Here is a 17,824-nt window from a genome sequence, read left to right on the forward strand (position 1 = left end):
AATATGCCTGCAACTCCCGGAACCCTCTATCTGATCCCGAACACGCTCGGCGCCACCGAGCCCGCCCCGCACGCGCTGTCGCACATCCTGCCCGAGCAGGTGCAGGACATCGCCAGCAAGCTCGGCTACTTTGTCGCCGAGAACGCCAAGACGGCGCGCGCCTTCCTGAAACTGGTCGCGTTCGACCATCCGCTGGCGCGCCCGCTGCAGGACATCCAGATCGCCGAGCTGAACGTGAACACGCCCGCGCAGGCGCTTGCGGCGCTGCTGCAGCCGCTGCTGGACGGGCTTGACGCCGGCCTGGTCTCGGAAGCCGGCGTGCCGGCGGTGGCCGATCCGGGCGCCGACCTGGTCCGCCTGGCGCACCAGCACGGCGTGCCGGTGCGGCCACTGGTCGGGCCGTCGTCGCTGCTGCTGGCCGTGATGGCGAGTGGCCTGAACGGCCAGAGCTTCGCCTTCAACGGCTACCTGCCGACCGACGCGGCCCAGCGCGGCAAGCGCATCGCCGAGCTGGAAAAGCGCTCGCGCGCCGAGAAACAGACCCAGTTGCTGATCGAGACGCCTTACCGCAACGGCCAGATGCTCGACGCGCTCGTGGCCAGCTGCCAGCCGGGCACCCTGATCTGCGTCGCCACCGATCTCACGCTGCCGAGCGAATCGGTGCGCACCTTGACGGCGGCCAAGTGGAAAGCCCAACTGGCCGCTGGCCGCACGCCGGACTTCCACAAGAAGCCGACCGTGTTCCTGTTCCTGGGCCAGTGATCACGGCGATATTCGAAAAGCGCATACGCTAGTCCGAAATCCTACGTTCCCAAGTTGGCTGATTGTTCTTAGTCTATGCCTGACTACAACAACCCATTTGGGAAATCATGCTCAAAAAGACCCTCGCCGCCCTGTTCGCTAGCGTCGCGCTGATCCAGCCGGCCCTCGCCGCCGACCTCACGCTGACCAACGTCTCGTACGACCCGACGCGCGAGCTGTACCAGGACGTGAACGCCGCTTTCGCCAAGCAGTGGAAGGCCGGCGGCGGCGACACCGTCAAGATCAAGACCTCGCACGGCGGTTCGGCCAAGCAGGCGCGCTCGGTGCTCGACGGCCTGGAAGCCGACGTCGTCACCCTCGGCCTGGCCTATGACATCGACGAACTGAGCCGCCGCGGCCTGATCCAGAGCAACTGGCAGTCGCGCCTGCCGCACAACGCGTCGCCGTACACCTCGACCATCGTGCTGCTGGTTCGCAAGGGCAATCCGAAGGGCATCCACGACTGGGCCGACCTGGTCAAGCCGGGCGTGTCGGTGATCACCGCCAATCCGAAGACCTCGAGCGGCGCGCGCTGGAACTATCTGGCCGCCTATGGCTATGCGCTGCGCCAGCCGGGCGGCAACGACGCCAGCGCACGCGACTTCCTCAAAAAACTGTACAAGAACGTGCCGGTGCTCGATTCCGGCGCGCGCGGCTCGACCACGACCTTCGTCGAGCGCGGCATCGGCGACGTGCTGGTCGCCTGGGAAAACGAAGCCCTGCTGGCGGTCAAGGAACTGGGCCCGGACAAGTTCGACATCGTCACGCCGTCGGTCAGCATCCTGGCCGAGCCGCCGGTGGCCGTGGTCGACAAGAACGTCGACAAGCACCACACGCGCAAGGTGGCCGAAGCTTATCTGCAATACCTGTATTCGGATGAAGGCCAGGCGCTGATCGCCAAGAATCACTACCGCCCGTCGACGCCGAAGGCGGCCAAGCAGTACGCCGGCCAGTTCCCGCAGGTGAAGCTGTTCACCATCGCCGACGTCGGCGGCAACTGGGACAAGGTCCAGAAGACCCACTTCAACGATGGCGGTGTGTTCGACCAGCTGTATCAGCCGAAGTAAGCAGCCGAAACAGGCGCCCGGAGCCCGCCGCCGGCCGCAATGGCCGGTGGCTGGTTGTGCTTCAGCCAGCCTGGACGCGCTTCAGTGAACTTCCGTGCCGCTCAGCTCGCGCACCCAGCTGAAGGCAGCCAGCTCGATCTCGCGCACCTGCTTGACCGACAGGCCCAGCTCGGCGAGCGCAGCCGACAGCGTCAGGCGCGAATGCGGTCCGCCGGAATGGCGGCCTTCGAGGTCCTCGGCCACGCGCAGCATCGCGCCATACTCGCCGCTGCGCTCGAGCAGCGCCGCGCGCACTTCGTTCGAGACCTCGACGCGGTCGAGGATCTCGCGCATCGGCACCGAAAACAGCGCATCCATCAGCGACATGATGCCGACCGTGAAGGCGTTGTTGGCGCCGGCGCTGTCGCCGGGGCGCAGCGTCAGCGTCATCAGTTCGAGCAGGCGCCCGCGCGTCGTCGCCATCTGCAGCAGCGGCGACTTGAATTCGATGTGGCCGTCGGGCCCGCTGTACAGCAGGATCTGGATCCAGCGCTCGAGCTGGCTGCGACCCAGGCGGCTCAACGCTTCGGAGACCGATACGACGTGGCCGGCGCCGGTCCCGGTCAGGTGGCTGTTGACCAGGCGCAGCAGGTTCAGGCTCAGCAGCGGGTCGCGCTTGACCGCTTCCTCGATCGCATCGTTGCCGGCGTTGGCGTGGATCAGATCGATCACGCGCAGCAGCACCATCTCGGACGGCGTGATCTTCTTGCCCGACAAGATCGCCGGACGCGCGAAATAATAGCCCTGGAAATATTCGAAGCCGAGCTCGAGGCAGAGCTCGAACTCTTCGATCGTCTCGACTTTTTCAGCCAGCAGTTTCTGGCGCGGGTTGCGCAAGGTGCAGGCCAGCCGGACCAGTTCGTCGTGGCCGATGCCCTTCAAGTCGATCTTGATGACGTCCACCAGATCGATCAACTTGCGCACTTGCTCGGAATCGCCTATAACATCGTCGAGTGCGAACTTGAAGCCCAATTGCTTCAATTGCGCGATCCGCGCCAGCAAAGGCGGGGTTGGCTCGACGGTTTCCAGGATTTCGAGGATGACTTTGTCAGGAGGCAAGAACCGGACGAAATCGCTCATCAACACCACCTCGTCCACGTTGACGAAGGCCAGCTGCTCGCCCACGACCTGTTGCATGCCAAGCTGGGACGCGTGGGAAATCACCGCGGCGGTGGCCGTAGCGTAATCGGTCAGTTGCGCATCCTCGTGTTCAGGCGCAGCACGAAACAACAGCTCGAACGCAACCAAACGCTGATCGCGTCCGAGGATGGGTTGTCGCGCTAAAAAGAACTCTTCGGACTGCAAAGGGTCTGCCGCTACTACCGCATGCATGTAAACTCCTGGGAAACATACGACGCGCACAGCGCGCCGGCGCCCGGCTGACCCGGGATACTGTGTCGACTATACTACAGACTCATAGTCTTTACATTTCGACATCGTATCAAAACGTTTCAGACGGGGGCCGGCGCTACGCTGCCGTTGGATTGCGCCAGTCAGCCGCGGCCGGGGCCGTTGCGCTTGAGAGGCTTGCGCGGGCCGTCGCCCTGCCTCCCGCCAGCGCTGCTCGCGCCGGCCGGACCGCGCGAGCCGCCAGGTCCGCCTGCCGGACGCGCTGGACTCCTGGCGGGGCCGCTTGACGGCGCGGCGTCGCGGCTGCTACGCGCGCCGCTGCGGCTGTCGCCACGGGTATCGGGGCCACGTGCATTCCCGCCAGCATCGGCATTTCCCGCCGGGCCCGACTGCGTCCCGTAGAACTTGCGGCGCGCCTCGCGCTTGGCCGGGTCGGCTTGGCCGCCCGGCTTGTCTTCGCCTTGCGCGCGCGCGGGCGACTCGTAGGGCTGGCCCGGCAGTCGCAGGCTGCCCTTGCCGGACAGTGGGCTGGCACGGCGCGCATTGCCGACCGGCATGCGCGGTCCAGCGCCCTGCGCACCTGGGCGTGCCGCCGATGCGCCCGCGCCCTGCGGGACCGCCCGTCCAGCCGACCCACCCGCACCGTGCGTACCCGGGCGTGCGGCCGCGGCGCCCGTCCCCAGCAGGCCGGTGCGCCCTGTCAGTGCGCCGGTCTGCTGGGTGCCGGTCTCGATGCGGAACGAAGCGCCGCTGTCGACGCCGAGCACCTTGACCAGGTAAGGCAGGGTCTCGCGCAACGTCGCTTCGAGTGTGTACGGAGGATTCAGGATGAACATGCCGCTGCTGTGCATGCCGGTGCCGTCCGGGCCGGGCGTGGCCACGGTCAAGGTCACGTGCAGCCACTCCTTGGCCGGCAGGCGCTTGAGGCGATCGGCGAACTGGCGCGATTCCATCCGTTGCAGCACCGGATACCAGATCGCATACATGCCCGAAGGGAATCGGCCCAATGCCTCGTTGAAGGCGTCGTAGACGTGCTTGTAGTCGAGCTTGACTTCGTAGGGCGGGTCGCACAGCACCAGCGCGCGGCGCGACGGCGGCGGCAGCAACGCTTTCAGGCTCTGGAAGCCGTCGGCGCGATCGACGATGATGCGGCGCCCGCGCGCGCGTTCGCCCTGCTCGGCCTTGTGCGCTTCCAGCTTGCGCACGTTCTGGTCCAGCAGCTTGACGTCGGCCGGGTGCAGCTCGAACAGGCGCAAGCGGTCTTCGATGCGCATCGACTGGTCGGCGACCCAGGGCGAACCCGGGTAATAACGCAGCTTTCCGCTCGGGTTCAGTGAGCGCACCACGTCGACGTACTCGGCCAGCGCCGGCGGCAGATCGTCGCGCTCCCACAGGCGCGCGATGCCGCCTTCGTATTCGCCGCTCTTGAGCGCCTGGGCGCTGTCGAGCGCATACACGCCCGCCCCCGCGTGGGTATCGACATAGGTATAAGCCGTGTCCTTTTGATTCATGTACTTGTGCAACTGAACCTGGACAAAGTGCTTCAGGACGTCGGCGTGGTTACCCGCGTGGAAGGCGTGGCGGTAGCTAAACATAATGGATTCCGGTGACTGCTAAATAAGGCGCCATTATCGCCCAGATGGCGTTGGCTGCCCAAATCGCCGGGAATTAAAGACAATAAAAGCCGCAGCGGCTTCTGCACGCTGCGGCTTAATTCGTGGTCCAGGTTCAGGTTCAGGCGACCTTCTTCTCTTGCGAATCGAAGAATTGTTCGTCTTCGGTCGATCCATGCAATGCGGTGGTCGAGCTCTGCCCCTGCTGGATCGCCTGGGTCACGGCATCGAAGTAGCCGGTGCCGACTTCGCGCTGGTGCTTGACGGCGGTGAAGCCCTTGTCGGCGGCGGCGAATTCGGCTTCCTGCAGCTCGACGAAAGCCGACATGCCGCGCCGCGCATAGCCGTGCGCCAGGTTGAACATGCTGTAGTTCAGCGCGTGGAAGCCGGCCAGCGTGATGAACTGGAACTTGTACCCCATCGCGCCCAGCTCCTTCTGGAACTTGGCGATGGTGGCGTCGTCCAGGTTCTTCCTCCAGTTGAACGAGGGCGAGCAGTTATAGGCCAGCATCTTGCCCGGGAATTTCTCGTGGATGGCGTCGGCGAAGCGCTTGGCGAAGGCCAGGTCCGGCTTGCCGGTCTCGCACCAGACCAGGTCGGCGTACGGCGCATACGCCAGGCCGCGCGAAATCGCCTGCTCGACGCCCGGCTTGACGCGGAAAAACCCCTCGACGGTGCGCTCGCCGGTGCAGAACGGCTTGTCGTTGGCGTCGACGTCCGAGGTCAGCAAATCGGCCGCTTCGGCGTCGGTGCGCGCCACCACCAGGGTCGGGGTGCCCATCACGTCGGCGGCCAGACGCGCCGCGTTCAGCTTTTCGACCGCTTCGCGGCTCGGCACCAGCACCTTGCCGCCCATGTGGCCGCATTTCTTGACCGAGGCCAACTGGTCTTCGAAGTGCACGCCGGCGGCGCCTGCCTCGATCATCGACTTCATCAGCTCGAAGGCGTTGAGGACGCCGCCGAAGCCGGCTTCCGCATCGGCGACGATCGGGGCGAAGTAATCGAGGTCGCCCTTGCCCTCGGACCACTGGATCTGGTCGGCGCGCTGGAAGGCCTTGTTGATGCGCTTGACCACCATCGGCACCGAATTGGCCGGATACAGCGATTGGTCCGGATACATTTCACCGGCCAAATTGGCGTCGCCGGCGACCTGCCAGCCGGACAGGTAGATCGCTTTCAGGCCGGCCTTGACCTGCTGCATGGCCTGGTTCCCGGTCAGCGCGCCCAGCGCATTGACGTAGGGCTCGTCGTTGATCAGCGTCCACAGCTTCTCGGCCCCGCGGCGCGCCAGCGTGTGATCGATCTGCACCGAGCCGCGCAGCCGGATCACGTCCTCGGCGCTGTAATTGCGGACCACGCCCTGCCAGCGCGGGTTGCTCTCCCAGTCGTGTTGCAAGGCGGCGATTTGTTGTTCACGAGTTGCCATGATGTCCTCCTGATTGAAAAAGCTGAGTTGATGTGAAAGCCGTTAGAGAAATCATAGGCCTGTTCGCACATCGCACCACCACTCTTATATAAGACACAGGAGGATTTTTATTTCTTTACGAATCAATACCTTGTGTTTCTTTTTTCATGATGCGGGAGACTGTTTCTCAAAATGGGAGGGTCGGTACATGGTATCTTCGCGCACGTTTCATGCTGGCGAATTACATTTCGCGATATGGAAAATGGATGAGCGACCGCGGCCGGAAGCGCGGTCTTCATCGTCAGGTATCGCTGCGCACATCGATGCCATGGGCATGCGTTCGCAGCGCTGACTCGAGCACCGAGCGATGACGGTCGAGGGCGAAAAAAAAGGCTGTGTTCGCGTTAGTTAAGTGAACCAAACGGCGTTGCCGAAGTCTTACGCATTGTCGAGTTAGCCCATCGGGAGTGACGATGCAACGGCCCACCTTCAGCGAATTGTTCGCCCTGCTTTCTGGCGCAACATTGTCCAGCAGCGAGCTGGCGCAATTGCGCGCCTGGATCGCCGGCATCCGCGACCCGACCGAGTGCCTGGCGCTGGTCGAAGCAGCCGCGGCAGGCCGGGCCTGTCCGCATTGCAGCGCTGTGCGGCTGCACCGCTGCGGCCGCGCCAGCGGCTTGCAACGGTTTCGCTGCCTCGGCTGTGCCCGCTCTTTCAATGCCCTCACCGGCACGCCGCTGGCGCGGCTGCGCAAGCGCGAGCGCTGGCTGCCCTATCTTCAGTGCATGCTCGAGTCGCGTACCGTACGCCAGGCCGCGCGCGACACCGGCGTGCACCGAACCACGAGTTTTCGCTGGCGCCACCGGTTGGGACCGGGCGCCGCGCGCCATCGGCCGTCGACGTTGTCGGCGATCGTCGAAGCCGACGAAACCTATCGCCTCGAATCGCAAAAGGGCGCGCGCCAGTTGACGCGACCGCCCCGGCGACGCGGCGGCGCGGCCAGCCGGCGCGGCATCAACCGCGAGCACGACTGCCTGCTCGTGGTGCGCGATCGCAACGGCCTGACGCTGGATTTTCATACCGGCCGCGGTCCCGTGACGGCAGCACAATTGCGCTCGCGCCTGACACCCGTGCTTTCTCCCGACGTGCTCTTGATCAGCGACAGTGCAGCGGCGTATGCCCGCTTCGCCGCGGAGACCGGGATCACGCACGCGCCCGTCAACCTGCGCGCGGGCCGGCGTGCACGCGGCGCCATTCATCTCCAGAACGTCAATGGCTGGCACAGCCGTTTCAAAAGCTGGCTGATGCGCTTCAAGGGTGTCGCCAGCCGTTACCTGGCGAACTATTCCGGCTGGCAGCGGTTACTCGATGCACACGAATTGGAGACACCAGCGCAATGGCTGTGTGCTGCGGTACGTCAAGCTCAGTAGAGGCATCCGCAAACGTCGACTTAACGCGAACACAGCCAAAAAAAAGGCTGTGTTCGCGTTAGTTAAGTGAACCAAACGGCGTTGCCGAAGTCTTACGCATTGTCGAGTTAGCCCATCGGGAGTGACGATGCAACGGCCCACCTTCAGCGAATTGTTCGCCCTGCTTTCTGGCGCAACATTGTCCAGCAGCGAGCTGGCGCAATTGCGCGCCTGGATCGCCGGCATCCGCGACCCGACCGAGTGCCTGGCGCTGGTCGAAGCAGCCGCGGCAGGCCGGGCCTGTCCGCATTGCAGCGCTGTGCGGCTGCACCGCTGCGGCCGCGCCAGCGGCTTGCAACGGTTTCGCTGCCTCGGCTGTGCCCGCTCTTTCAATGCCCTCACCGGCACGCCGCTGGCGCGGCTGCGCAAGCGCGAGCGCTGGCTGCCCTATCTTCAGTGCATGCTCGAGTCGCGTACCGTACGCCAGGCCGCGCGCGACACCGGCGTGCACCGAACCACGAGTTTTCGCTGGCGCCACCGGTTGGGACCGGGCGCCGCGCGCCATCGGCCGTCGACGTTGTCGGCGATCGTCGAAGCCGACGAAACCTATCGCCTCGAATCGCAAAAGGGCGCGCGCCAGTTGACGCGACCGCCCCGGCGACGCGGCGGCGCGGCCAGCCGGCGCGGCATCAACCGCGAGCACGACTGCCTGCTCGTGGTGCGCGATCGCAACGGCCTGACGCTGGATTTTCATACCGGCCGCGGTCCCGTGACGGCAGCACAATTGCGCTCGCGCCTGACACCCGTGCTTTCTCCCGACGTGCTCTTGATCAGCGACAGTGCAGCGGCGTATGCCCGCTTCGCCGCGGAGACCGGGATCACGCACGCGCCCGTCAACCTGCGCGCGGGCCGGCGTGCACGCGGCGCCATTCATCTCCAGAACGTCAATGGCTGGCACAGCCGTTTCAAAAGCTGGCTGATGCGCTTCAAGGGTGTCGCCAGCCGTTACCTGGCGAACTATTCCGGCTGGCAGCGGTTACTCGATGCACACGAATTGGAGACACCAGCGCAATGGCTGTGTGCTGCGGTACGTCAAGCTCAGTAGAGGCATCCGCAAACGTCGACTTAACGCGAACACAGCCAAAAAAAACGCCCTGCCAGGATTGCCTGACAGGGCGCTTCTCGACACCTGCCCCCGGCCTATTGCCGGGGCGACAAGCGTCTGGCTGACGTATCTGGTAAGTTACTTGGCCAGTTCCACCGTCGCCTCTTCGCCGAAGGTCAATTGACCGCCATTCACGCCGACGCGGATCGTGTCCTTCGGACCGAAGCGGCCCGACAGGATCGCCTTCGACAGCGGATTCTCGATCTGCTGCTGGATCGCGCGCTTGAGCGGGCGGGCGCCATACACCGGATCGAAACCGGCTTCCGCGATCTTCTGCAACGCCTCCTCGCTCAGGTCGAGCTTCATCTCCATCTTCTCGAGACGGCCTTCCAGGTTGCGCAGCTGGATGCGGGCGATCGATCCGATGTTCTTCTCGTCTAAGGCATGGAACACCACGATCTCGTCGATACGGTTGATGAACTCGGGGCGGAAGTGGCCGCGCACCTCGGCCATCACGGCCAGCTTGACCACCGCCGGGTCCGATCCTTCCATCGTCTGGATCTTGCCCGAACCGAGGTTCGAGGTCATCACGATCACGGTGTTCTTGAAGTCCACCGTGCGGCCCTGGCCATCGGTCATGCGGCCGTCGTCGAGCGCCTGCAGCAGGACGTTGAACACGTCCGGATGCGCCTTCTCGATTTCGTCCAGCAGGATCACGCTGTAGGGCTTGCGGCGCACAGCCTCCGTCAGGTAACCGCCCTCTTCATAGCCGACGTAGCCCGGGGGGGCGCCGATCAAGCGCGCCACCGAATGCTTCTCCATGAATTCGCTCATGTCGATGCGGATCAAGGACTCTTCGGTATCGAACAGGAAGCTTGCCAGCGCCTTGCACAGCTCGGTCTTGCCGACGCCGGTCGGGCCCAGGAACATGAAGGAACCGTACGGGCGGTCCGGATCGGCCAGGCCCGCGCGCGAACGGCGGATCGCGTCGGACACGGCTTCGATCGCCTCGTCCTGGCCGACCACGCGCTTGTGCAGCTCGTCCTCGATGTGCAGCAGCTTGTCGCGCTCGCCCTGCATCATGCGCGCCACCGGAATGCCGGTCGCGCGCGACACCACCTCGGCGATCTCTTCGGCGCCGACCTGGGTGCGCAGCAGGCGCGGTTTTTCAGCCTCGACCTTGTCGCCGGACTCCTCGGCCTGCTTGAGCTGCTTTTCCAGCTCGGGCAGGCGGCCGTACTGCAGTTCCGAGACCTTTTGCCAGTTCGACTGGCGCTTGGCCTCTTCCATCTGCTGGCGGATGCGCTCGATCTCTTCCTTGATGTGGGTCGTGCCCTGCACGGTCGCCTTCTCGGCTTTCAGGATCTCCTCGAAGTCGTTGTATTCGCGCTCGAGCTTGGCGATTTCTTCCTCGATCAGCTCCATGCGGCGCTGCGACGCCTCGTCGGTTTCCTTGCGCACGGCTTCGCGCTCGATCTTGAGCTGGATCAGACGACGGTCGAGCTTGTCCATGACTTCCGGCTTGGAGTCGATCTCGATCTTGATCTTCGAGGCCGCCTCGTCGATCAGGTCGATCGCCTTGTCGGGCAGGAAGCGGTCGGTGATGTAGCGGTGCGACAGCTCGGCCGCGGCGATGATCGCCGGGTCGGTGATCTCGACCTTGTGGTGCAGCTCGTACTTTTCCTGCAGGCCACGCAGGATGGCGATGGTCGCCTCCACGCTCGGCTCGTCGACCAGGATCTTCTGGAAGCGGCGCTCGAGCGCAGCGTCCTTCTCGACGTACTTGCGGTACTCGTCCAGCGTGGTCGCGCCGATGCAGTGCAGCTCGCCGCGCGCCAGCGCCGGTTTCAGCATGTTGCCGGCGTCCATCGCACCCTCGGCCTTGCCGGCGCCGACCATGGTGTGGATCTCGTCGATGAAGACGATGGTCATGCCTTCGTCCTGGGCGAGTTCCTTGAGCACGGATTTCAGGCGTTCTTCGAATTCGCCGCGGAACTTGGCGCCGGCCAGCAGGGCCGCCATGTCGAGCGACAGCACGCGCTTGCCCTTGAGCGAATCGGGCACTTCGCCGTTGACGATACGCTGGGCCAGGCCTTCGACGATGGCGGTCTTGCCCACGCCCGGCTCGCCGATCAGCACCGGGTTGTTCTTGGTGCGGCGCTGCAGCACCTGGATCGCACGGCGGATCTCGTCGTCGCGGCCGATCACCGGGTCGAGCTTGCCCATGCGGGCGCGTTCGGTGAGGTCGAGCGTGTATTTTTTGAGGGCTTCGCGCTGGCCTTCGGCGTCCTGGGAATTCACCGATTCGCCGCCGCGCACGGCGGAAATCGCCGACTCGAGCGCCTTCTTGGTCAAGCCGTGTTCGCGCGCCAGGCGGCCGGCGTCGGATTTATCATCCACCAGCGCCAGCAGCACGATTTCGCTGGACAGGAACTGGTCGCCGCGCTTTTGCGCTTCGCGGTCGGCCAGGTTCAGCAGCTGCACGAGTTCGCGGCCGACTTGCACGTCGCCGCCGTTGCCCGAGACTTTCGCCAGGCGCTCGAGGGCGCCGCGCAATGCATTCTGCAAGCCGCCGACGTTGACGCCGGCGCGCTGCAGCAGCGAACGGGCGCCGCCGTCGTCCTGGTTCAACAGGCCCGACAGCAGGTGCACAGGTTCGATGTATTGGTTGTCGTTGCCGACCGCCAGGCTCTGGGCATCCGCCAGCGCTTCCTGGAGCTTGGTCGTCAATTTATCTTGTCGCATATTCTTTGCCCCTAGTTATTAGGTTGGATTTTCGATTGCAACCAACGTAGGGGTGAAGTACCACCTTTTCAAGATCGGAAACATGACCCCAGCTTAGGGCAGGCTTAGGTTTTGGATCATCAGTTGCCTGGGCTATAATATTCAAAGGAGATGGCAATCGCCGGCGCATCGCATGACCAGGGTTCCCATCCCGGTTTGTCATCAAAAGGACATGCATGAGCGCTTCGTCTCTCCCGTTGTCTATTCCGTTTTATGTCGCCAAGTGGCTGCTGCTTGCCCTGCTGGTCGGCGCGCTGGCCGGCAGCGCTTCCGGCCTGTTCCTGTGTGCCCTCGACTGGGCCACCGCGACGCGCATCGCCAACCGCTGGCTGATGCTGCTGTTGCCCCTGGCGGGTTTTGGCGTCGGTTGGCTCTACCTCAAGTTCGGCAGCAGCGTCGAAGCCGGCAACAACCTGCTGCTCGACGAAATCCACGATCCGAAAAAAACCATCCCGCTGCGCATGGCGCCGCTGGTGCTGGGCGGGACCGTGGTATCGCACCTGTTCGGCGCCTCGGTCGGGCGCGAAGGTACGGCGGTGCAGATGGGCGGCGCGCTGGCCGACCAGCTGACCCACCTGCTCAAGCTCAAGAACGAAGACCGGCGCATCATCCTGATGGCCGGCATCAGCGCCGGTTTCGCCTCGGTGTTCGGTACGCCGCTGGCCGGCGCGATCTTCGGCCTGGAAGTGCTGGCGATCGGACGCATGCGCTACGACGCGCTGCTGCCCTGCGTGGCCGCGGCGCTGCTGGGCGACCAGGTATGCCTGCTGTGGGAGCCGATCCTCAACGTTCATCACACGCATTACGCCATCGCCGCCGTCCCTGCCCTGGCGCCGTGGCCGCTGCTGGCGGTGCTGGTGGCGGGGGCGCTGTTCGGCCTGGCCGGACGCTTGTTCGCGGAATGCACCCACGCGCTGGGCGCCTGGATGAAGCGGCATATCGTGTATGCGCCACTGCGGCCCTTCGTCGGCGGCATCGTCGTCGCGGGCCTGGCCCTGGGTTTGCACGCCGAGCGCTACATCGGCCTGGGCATCCCGACCATCCAGGCCGCTTTCCTGCAGCCGCTGGCGCCCTACGATTTCGCCGCCAAGATGGCCTTCACCATCGCTTCGCTCGGCAGCGGCTTCAAGGGCGGCGAGGTCACGCCGCTGTTCTACATCGGCGCGACGCTCGGCAATGCGCTGGCGCCGCTGCTGCATCTGCCGTTCCCGCTGCTGGCGGGCCTGGGCTTCGTGGCGGTGTTCGCAGGGGCGGCCAACACGCCGCTTGCATCGACGCTGATGGCGATCGAACTGTTCGGCGGCGAAATCGGCGTGTACGCGGCGCTGGCCTGCGTGGTCAGCTACCTGTGCTCGGGACATACCGGCATCTACCGCTCGCAGCGGATCGGGCGAGGCAAGCTGGGCTACCGGCATGCGGCGCCGGAACATCTCAGGCTAGGTGAGTGGGCGGCGCAGCAGCGCCAGCATCGGCAGGGCAAATGAGGCGGCGCGCCATCGCGGCGGATGGCGCGCCGGGTGCATGGCCGCGGCGGGCCACGCTTCTCAAGCTGGATCGGCGCTGCGCGCGAGCGGGGTGTCGATTGCGGCCAGGTCGCGCACGTTCTTCTGCACCGTCGTGATGGCGAACAAGCCGAGCACGAAGGACATCGCGTAAAAACCTTTTTCGCTGAGCGTCAGGCCGGCGTTGACCAGGCCGATCGCCAGCAGCAGCACCGAACCGATCAGCGAAACCCAGCACAATCCCATGTACATGCCGGTCACGTGATGGCCTTCGGCACGGTCGCGCAAGGTCTTTTGCAGGGAGACGGCAGCGAAACTGCCGTACAGCAGGATGGTCAGGTAATACCCTTTCTCGTTGAGCGCCATCGCGGCGTTCCACAAGCCGATCAGGTAGGCCCCCAAGCCGGTGACCAGGGCCGCCCAGGCCGCGCCGACGAAGGCGCCGCTCGGGCGTTGTACTGCGATAGTGCGCTGCTCGCTCATCTGACCCTCCTGTTAAAAGAAAGCCAGCGTGTCGCGCGAACGCCGGACTGCGGTTTTGATGCGAGGCAGCAATATTCAAGCGAAGAAAGCCCGGCTTGCGCCAGTTCGCTTCAGGCCGAACCTCGAACCGATGCCCATTTCGCCTTGGCGCTGTCGTCGCTGGTGCGCGCATCGACCCAGCGGGCGCCGCCGGGCGTTTGTTCCTTCTTCCAGAACGGCGCGTCGGTCTTGAGGTAATCCATGATGAATTCGCAGGCGGCAAAGGCTTCGCCACGGTGCGCGGCGCTGACCGCGACCAGCACGATCTGCTCCATCGGCTTCATCGGCCCGATGCGGTGGATCACGAGCGCGCCGTACAGCGGCCAGCGCGCACGCGCCTGCGCGACGATGTCTTCCAGCGAACGCTCGGTCATGCCCGGATAATGCTCCAGCTCGAGCTCGGCAACCGAGTCGCCGTCGTTCATGTCGCGCACCGTGCCGACAAACGAAACGACCGCGCCCACGCGCGCGTCACCCGCGCGCAGGCGTGCGAGCTCGGCGCCCAGGTCGAAGTCGGCGGCCTGGACCCGGACCTCGTTGAAGGCCGGCGTAAGCGCTTGCGTCACCGCTTGCATGACGGGTTGAACGGACGCTTCGGTCATTTGGCCTCCCTGCCCAGGCGCAGCACCAGTTGATCGATGCGCGACGCGGTGCGCGCGTCGACCAGCGCCGGCGTGGCGCACAGCGCGCGCAGCTGGGCCGCCGGGCCGCCCTGCTCGGCTTTGCCGCCGCTGCCCTTCTGGCCCGACTTCAAGGAAGACTGCAGCACCTCGACCTGCAGCTTGAGACGTTCGCGCGCGAACTCCGGACCGCTGTCGATACCGGCACCGATCTCCATGCGCAGCAGGTCGTGCAGCAGCGGCGCGCGGTTACGCTCCAACAGCTGGGCGTAGGCCTCGCGGCCTGCCTGCAAGGCGCCGAGCGCTGCATCGAAACGGGCGCGCAGGACGCGCTCGAGTTCGGCATCCGGGGCCGGCAAGGCGCGCCAGCGCGCTTCCCAGTCGGTATCCTGCGGCGAGTCGGGCGCGGCGACCGCCCCCTCGAGCTCCTGCACCAGGCGCAGCTTGTCGCGCACCAGACCGGCCTGGGCCATGCCGGCAGCGCGGCGCGCCTGGTCGAGCTGCTGCTGGACCGCCGCCACGGCGGCGTGGTAACGCTTCTCGACCCGGGCTTCGTGCGCGCGCGGGACCGGGCCGATCGCCTGCCACTCGGCGGCCGCATCGCGCAGCAGCTTGCCGGCGGTGGCGGCGGTGACGTCGGGCGCGGCCGCTTCCAGGCGCGCGCTGATCGCTTCCTTGGCGGCCTCGTGCGCGCGGCGCTCGATGTCGGCTTCATGCATGGTTTCCTTGCGGCGCTGGAACACCCCGTCGCAGACTGCGCGGAAGCGTTGCCACAGCGCCTGCTCGGCCTTGCGCTCGAGCGGCAGCGCACGGGCCTGCTCCTGCCAGCGTTGCTGCAGCGCGCGCATGGTGTCGATCGCGTGGCGGTCGTGCGGATCGATCGCCGCGGCCTGCTCGATGATCTCCTCGCGCTTGGCCATCTCGGTCTTGCGTTGTTGCTCGAGCGGCGCCTGCAGCACGTTCAGCGCATCGGTGAACAGGCCGTCCAGACGTTTCTTTTCCTTGCGATCGATGGCGCCCAGGTGGCTCCAGGCCAGGCGCAGCCGCTGCACGGTGCCGGCCACGTGCTTCCAGTCGGCTTCGCCCGATTGCAGGCGGGCGATTTCGTTGCGCGCTTCCTCGACCAGCTTCTCGCCGCGCGCGGCGTTGCCGTGGCGCTCATCGGCCAGGTGCTTGAAGTGGGCCGCCGCCGGCGCATACGCCGTGGTGCAGGCTGCGTCGAAGCGTTCCCACAGGCTCTTGGGCGCGGCGCCGGACAGGCTGTCGAGCGCCTTCCAGCGATCGCGCATGCTGCCGACCTTCTTGGCCAGCTCGCTCATCGCCAGGTTCTGGGTCGGCAAGGCTTCGACGTTCTTGATCAGTTCCTCGCGCGAGACGTTGCCGCCCCAGCGCGCCCAGTCCGACAGGCGCTTGAGTTCGGCGCGCAGATGGGCCAGGCGGTCGGCCTGCTGCGTCGTCAGGCGCACGCCGTGCCCATGATCCTTTTCGCGCGCTTCCTTCAAGGCCTTGTCGAGTTCCGCCGCCGTGCCCAGCGAACCCTGCTGCAGGGCCGCTTCCATCGCATCCATGTTGTCGATGAACTGCTGGTCGGCGCCGCGCTGGCGAGTCCCATCCTGGCGCGCGTCGTCCGGTCGCGATCCCTCCTGCGCCGGCCGCGCCGGCTTGGGTTCACGCGGCTCTTTCGGCTCTTTCGGCTTGCGCGGCTCGGGCTGGGGCAGGCTGGCGAGCAGCTCGTCGAAGCGGCGCTGCAGGGCGCTCGAAGCATCGCCGGCCGCGCCGGCCGCGCCGCCAGCCGGCAGCGCCGGCAAGCGGTTCCATTCCCGGCGCAGCGCGTCGGGCTGCAGCTCGGCCACCGGCTTGCCCTGCTGCTCGGCCAGGAAGGCTTCGCGCGCGGCCTGCGCCGCCTGGCCGGCCTCGATCGCATGCAGGCTGGCCAGCAGCTTCTGGTGCTCGAGTCCGAACTCGGCCACCAGCCCTTTCGGCAGCGACGCACGCTCGGGCGCGCGCAAGGCCTCGGCTTGTTCGCGGGCCAGCGCTTCCAGGCGCGCAGCCAGCTCGTTCGCCGGCAGCGACTCGAGCGGCAGCCGTCGCAGCGCGGCCAGACGGTCGATCATGGCGCGCTGCAAGCCCACCTGCGCTTCCAGGCGCTGGCCCAGCGCGGCGCGCGCCGCCTGGTACGTTCCGTCCAGCTCGGGCGCCGTGATCACCGACCACCTGCGGTCGAGGTCGGCGACGTGGTTCGGGGTCAGCAGTTCGTCCTGCACCATCGCCTGGGCCTGCTCGACCGCGGCCTGGGCACGCCGCAGCTCGGCTTCGTGATGGCGGTACGCATCGAGGCGCGATTGCATCAGTTTGGCGACGCGGCGATCGGTGTTGCGCATCGCCGTATGGACGCGTTCGAGCAGGTCGGGACGATGGATGAACTCGGCGGCGGTCAGCCGCAGTTCGGAGAACTCGCATTGCAGGATGAATTCCGCCGCGGCCCCCTCGTCGCCCTGGATATGGCTCAGCCGTTCGGCTTGCAGCGCGCGCTGCGAAGCGGATGCGGGCGCCGCCGGTTCGGCTTGCGCTCCCGCGCCGGCTCCATCCGCGGCCGGCTTGTCGCCGGGCTTGTCGCCCGGCCGCTTGAATAGGAACTCGAACATGATGAAATCGCACTTCCAAAATCGCCATCATAACAAAGAACCCTGATGGCCTCGCGCCGCCGGACGGGCGCGTGCGGGAGGCGATGTCCGCGTCACACATCCCTTGCCGATTGCTAATTTACGATCGACAAGTTTGGATGACGCCACCCGTCCGGATGCGGCGAATCGCGCTCGAAACGCGCGCCGCCGTCGGCCACGCCATGGCGTCCGCGTGCCTGCCTGGCCGGCACAGGCACGCCATGCGCGCCATGCCCGCCGCGGGCGCCGTGGCCGCGGCGTTCCTGTGCATGGGCGTCGTGCGCCAGCATCTGGTTGGCGATCGCGAACCAGGCATCCCCGCCGACCGTGCCGCGCGCCAGCGGGAACAGCTCATCCTCCTCGCGTTCGAGACGCAAACGCAAGGCCGCGATACAGGCCTCGACCGCGCCGCAAAAGCGTTCGCGCTCGACCGGACGATCGCCGGCGCCAACGCAGGCTTCGGCCTGCGCCATCGAGGCCGATGCCCCCGCGGACAAGCTCTCGAGATCCTGCAGCAGGCTTTCCGCGGCGCGGCTGCTGTTGCGCAACACGGGCACTAGGAACTTGTCGAGCTTGCGCCAGTGGCAATCGTCGACGGCGCGTCTCAGCGCGGCGCACAGCTGGGCCGCGCGGCCGGCCGCCACGGTAGCGTAGTCGCCCGGCAGCGCCCGCAATTCGTCAGCCAGTGCCTGCAGCGCCGCGCGCACGGCGGTCTGCTCGATCGAGAGGGCGACCAGGGTGTACGTCGATGTCAGCATTCCGTCTCCACACAATTGTTCCGCCAACAAAGCACGACCGTACGGCATGCACGGTGCAGGCACCTGAAGGGACATGTTTGAACAGGCCTGAGGGGCGCACCGCACCGTAAAGATACCGATGGGCACTCGGATTTTGCTTGTCGTCGGCCTGAAGGAAAAGCTAGTGTAAGGAGGGGTGCCGGGGCG

13 protein-coding genes are annotated in these 17,824 nt (G+C 66.0%); 5 read left to right on the forward strand and 8 right to left on the reverse strand.

The window, feature by feature from the left end; translation table 11 throughout:
• The first annotated feature begins 3 nt into the window (after nt 1-3).
• The gene (locus FA90_RS09950) at nt 4-762 is read left to right on the forward strand and encodes an SAM-dependent methyltransferase (protein WP_036168420.1); all 759 of its coding nucleotides are present in this window, start codon (nt 4-6) and stop codon (nt 760-762) included.
• A 107-nt stretch (nt 763-869) separates the two neighbouring features.
• Complete coding sequence (locus FA90_RS09955; protein WP_197065280.1) at nt 870-1,868, forward strand: sulfate ABC transporter substrate-binding protein; 999 nt, start codon at nt 870-872, stop codon at nt 1,866-1,868.
• Nucleotides 1,869-1,949: 81 nt separating this feature from the next.
• Here the strand turns inward: FA90_RS09955 and FA90_RS09960 are convergent, their stop codons facing one another.
• The 3 genes from FA90_RS09960 to aceA all read right to left on the reverse strand — a co-directional run bounded on the left by FA90_RS09960 (nt 1,950) and on the right by aceA (nt 6,296).
• Nucleotides 1,950-3,239 carry an EAL and HDOD domain-containing protein gene (locus tag FA90_RS09960; protein ID WP_036168424.1) on the reverse strand — a complete coding sequence of 430 codons (1,290 nt, stop codon included), beginning with the start codon at nt 3,237-3,239 and terminating at the stop codon, nt 1,950-1,952.
• Between the two features lie 161 nt (nt 3,240-3,400).
• Entirely contained in the window at nt 3,401-4,852 is a 1,452-nt protein-coding gene (rlmJ, locus tag FA90_RS25600; protein WP_081933772.1) for a 23S rRNA (adenine(2030)-N(6))-methyltransferase RlmJ, read from the reverse strand.
• A 139-nt stretch (nt 4,853-4,991) separates the two neighbouring features.
• Nucleotides 4,992-6,296, reverse strand: coding sequence for an isocitrate lyase (aceA, locus tag FA90_RS09970; protein WP_036168426.1), 1,305 nt, complete (start codon nt 6,294-6,296; stop codon nt 4,992-4,994).
• 452 nt (nt 6,297-6,748) lie between these two features.
• Between aceA and FA90_RS09975 the strand changes: the two genes are divergently transcribed.
• Both FA90_RS09975 and FA90_RS09980 read left to right on the forward strand, forming a co-directional pair.
• Nucleotides 6,749-7,705, forward strand: a complete 957-nt coding sequence (locus FA90_RS09975) for an IS1595 family transposase (RefSeq protein ID WP_036168428.1) — start codon at nt 6,749-6,751, stop codon at nt 7,703-7,705.
• A gap of 127 nt (nt 7,706-7,832) precedes the next feature.
• Complete coding sequence (locus FA90_RS09980; protein ID WP_036168428.1) at nt 7,833-8,789, forward strand: IS1595 family transposase; 957 nt, start codon at nt 7,833-7,835, stop codon at nt 8,787-8,789.
• Between the two features lie 138 nt (nt 8,790-8,927).
• Here the strand turns inward: FA90_RS09980 and clpB are convergent, their stop codons facing one another.
• On the reverse strand, nt 8,928-11,534 hold the full coding sequence (gene clpB, locus FA90_RS09985) for an ATP-dependent chaperone ClpB (protein WP_036168430.1): 2,607 nt from the start codon (nt 11,532-11,534) through the stop codon (nt 8,928-8,930).
• A 215-nt stretch (nt 11,535-11,749) separates the two neighbouring features.
• On the opposite strand from clpB, the gene FA90_RS09990 reads away from it, so the two are divergent.
• The gene (locus FA90_RS09990) at nt 11,750-13,057 is read left to right on the forward strand and encodes a voltage-gated chloride channel family protein (protein WP_036168432.1); all 1,308 of its coding nucleotides are present in this window, start codon (nt 11,750-11,752) and stop codon (nt 13,055-13,057) included.
• 60 nt (nt 13,058-13,117) lie between these two features.
• Here FA90_RS09990 and yiaA read toward each other — a convergent pair whose 3' ends face one another.
• The 4 genes from yiaA to FA90_RS10010 form a co-directional block, all read right to left on the reverse strand.
• Nucleotides 13,118-13,558, reverse strand: a complete 441-nt coding sequence (gene yiaA, locus FA90_RS09995) for an inner membrane protein YiaA (protein ID WP_036168434.1) — start codon at nt 13,556-13,558, stop codon at nt 13,118-13,120.
• Between the two features lie 110 nt (nt 13,559-13,668).
• Entirely contained in the window at nt 13,669-14,172 is a 504-nt protein-coding gene (gene moaE / locus FA90_RS10000) for a molybdopterin synthase catalytic subunit MoaE (protein ID WP_051972151.1), read from the reverse strand.
• 23 nt (nt 14,173-14,195) lie between these two features.
• Nucleotides 14,196-16,862, reverse strand: a complete 2,667-nt coding sequence (locus FA90_RS10005; protein WP_036168436.1) for a DUF349 domain-containing protein — start codon at nt 16,860-16,862, stop codon at nt 14,196-14,198.
• A 113-nt stretch (nt 16,863-16,975) separates the two neighbouring features.
• Complete coding sequence (locus FA90_RS10010) at nt 16,976-17,638, reverse strand: hemerythrin domain-containing protein (protein ID WP_051971676.1); 663 nt, start codon at nt 17,636-17,638, stop codon at nt 16,976-16,978.
• Nucleotides 17,639-17,824: the final 186 nt, after the last annotated feature.

It is taken from the genome of Massilia sp. 9096 (genome assembly GCF_000745265.1).
GTDB lineage: Bacteria > Pseudomonadota > Gammaproteobacteria > Burkholderiales > Burkholderiaceae_D > Telluria.

Excerpts from the sequence above, each read along its gene's own strand:
- FA90_RS10010 (WP_051971676.1), bottom strand. The coding sequence starts at position 17,638 with ATGCTGACATCGACGTACACCCTGGTCGCCCTCTCGATCGAGCAGACC.
- FA90_RS09990 (WP_036168432.1), top strand. The coding sequence starts at position 11,750 with ATGAGCGCTTCGTCTCTCCCGTTGTCTATTCCGTTTTATGTCGCCAAG.
- FA90_RS09955 (WP_197065280.1), top strand. The coding sequence starts at position 870 with ATGCTCAAAAAGACCCTCGCCGCCCTGTTCGCTAGCGTCGCGCTGATC.
- rlmJ (WP_081933772.1), bottom strand. The coding sequence starts at position 4,852 with ATGTTTAGCTACCGCCACGCCTTCCACGCGGGTAACCACGCCGACGTC.
- yiaA (WP_036168434.1), bottom strand. The coding sequence starts at position 13,558 with ATGAGCGAGCAGCGCACTATCGCAGTACAACGCCCGAGCGGCGCCTTC.
- FA90_RS10005 (WP_036168436.1), bottom strand. The coding sequence starts at position 16,862 with ATGTTCGAGTTCCTATTCAAGCGGCCGGGCGACAAGCCCGGCGACAAG.
- FA90_RS09975 (WP_036168428.1), top strand. The coding sequence starts at position 6,749 with ATGCAACGGCCCACCTTCAGCGAATTGTTCGCCCTGCTTTCTGGCGCA.
- FA90_RS09950 (WP_036168420.1), top strand. The coding sequence starts at position 4 with ATGCCTGCAACTCCCGGAACCCTCTATCTGATCCCGAACACGCTCGGC.
- aceA (WP_036168426.1), bottom strand. The coding sequence starts at position 6,296 with ATGGCAACTCGTGAACAACAAATCGCCGCCTTGCAACACGACTGGGAG.
- FA90_RS09960 (WP_036168424.1), bottom strand. The coding sequence starts at position 3,239 with ATGCATGCGGTAGTAGCGGCAGACCCTTTGCAGTCCGAAGAGTTCTTT.
- FA90_RS09980 (WP_036168428.1), top strand. The coding sequence starts at position 7,833 with ATGCAACGGCCCACCTTCAGCGAATTGTTCGCCCTGCTTTCTGGCGCA.
- moaE (WP_051972151.1), bottom strand. The coding sequence starts at position 14,172 with ATGCAAGCGGTGACGCAAGCGCTTACGCCGGCCTTCAACGAGGTCCGG.
- clpB (WP_036168430.1), bottom strand. The coding sequence starts at position 11,534 with ATGCGACAAGATAAATTGACGACCAAGCTCCAGGAAGCGCTGGCGGAT.